General features: G+C 74.2%; 2 protein-coding genes. Both read left to right on the top strand.

The features are described 5' to 3' along the window. Nucleotide 1: 1 nt before the first annotated feature. Entirely contained in the window at nucleotides 2-169 is a 168-nt protein-coding gene (locus IEZ03_RS38885) for an aromatic-ring hydroxylase C-terminal domain-containing protein (protein WP_373293673.1), read from the top strand. A gap of 31 nt (nucleotides 170-200) precedes the next feature. Then, nucleotides 201-1416: FAD-dependent monooxygenase (locus IEZ03_RS22720; RefSeq protein ID WP_229808496.1), on the top strand; the 1216-nt coding region annotated here is incomplete at its 3' end.

Below are 1416 nucleotides of genomic sequence, written 5' to 3'. Positions count from 1 at the left end.
CATCACCGCCACCGAACCACCCGCACCCGGCCTCGACGCCGCACTCATCCGACCCGACGGCTACATCGCCTGGACCCGCCCCGGCACCGACCACGACCTCACCCACGCACTGACCCACTGGTTCGGCACCGCCCGGGCCATGGCCACCGCCCACGAGACCGGCCGCTGAGCGGCGGCACCGAGCGAACAGGAGTGTGAGCATGGCAACGGACGTGGTCGTCGTCGGCGCGGGACCGGTCGGGCTGATGACGGCCTGCGAGCTCCGCCTGGGCGGCGTGGACGTCGTCGTCTACGAGAAGCTGCCCGCCCCGCCGCGGGAGTCGCGCGGCGCCAGCTTCACCAGGCGCACGGCCGAGTGCTTCGATCAGCGGGGACTGCTCGCCAGGCTCGGCGACGTGGAGTCCGCCGACAGCCACCTCGGCGGGGTGCGGATCGACCTCGGCATGTTCGACGAGGACCACTCCAGCGTCCGGGGGGTGTCCCAGTACCGCACCGAGCGGATGCTGGAGGGCTGGGCGGCCGAGCTCGGGGTGCCGGTGCGCCGCGGACACGAGGTCACCGGCTTCCGGGAGACGCCGGACGGCGTGACGGTCACCGTCGACGGGCCGGAGGGCCGCGGTGAGCACACCGCCGGGTACCTGGTCGCCTGCGACGGGGGACGGAGCACCGTCCGCAAGCTGGCCGGCGTCGCCTTCCCCGGTACGCCGTCCACGCGCGGCTTCTACACGGCCGACGTCACCGGGATCGAGACCCGCCGCCGCCGCATCGTCGAGAACCTGCCGGGCGGCAGCATGGTCCTGGCCATGGACCTGGAGAACGGCGTCACCCGGGTCGTCGTCCACGAGCGGGGCATGGCGCCCCGGGACCGGGACTCGCTCACCTACACCGAGCTCGCCGACGCGTGGCAGCGGCTCACCGGCGAGTCCATCCACCACGGGCGGTGCCGCTGGCTGAGCTGCTTCACCGACGCGTCCCGGGTCGCCGGCGAGTACCGGCGCGGCCGGGTGTTCCTGGCGGGCGACGCCGCGCACGTGCAGCCGCCCGCCATGGCGCAGGGGCTGAGCGTCGGGGTGCAGGACGCGGTGAACCTCGGCTGGAAGCTGGCCGCGGCGATCAACGGCTGGGCACCGGACGGCCTGCTCGACACCTACCAGGCCGAGCGCCGGCCGATCGGGCGGCAGCTGGCGCGCAACGCCGCCGCCGCGATCGAGCTGCGGCTCACCGGCGAGGAGATGGACCCGGTCCGCGAGGTGCTCGGGGAACTGGTGACGTACAAGGACGCGGCCGGGCATCTCGCGGGGATGCTCAGCGGGCTGGGCATCCGCTACGACATGGGGTCCGGCGACCACCCGCTCCTCGGCAAGCGCATCCCACCCGACCTGCGCCTCACCCTCACCGACGGAACCCGCCCCCGCA

Source organism: Actinomadura livida (assembly GCF_014648675.1).
In the GTDB taxonomy this organism is placed as follows: Bacteria; Actinomycetota; Actinomycetes; order Streptosporangiales; family Streptosporangiaceae; genus Spirillospora; species Spirillospora livida.
The sequence above is the reverse complement of the archived record's forward strand: the minus strand, read 5'-3'. Positions and strand labels throughout refer to the sequence as shown.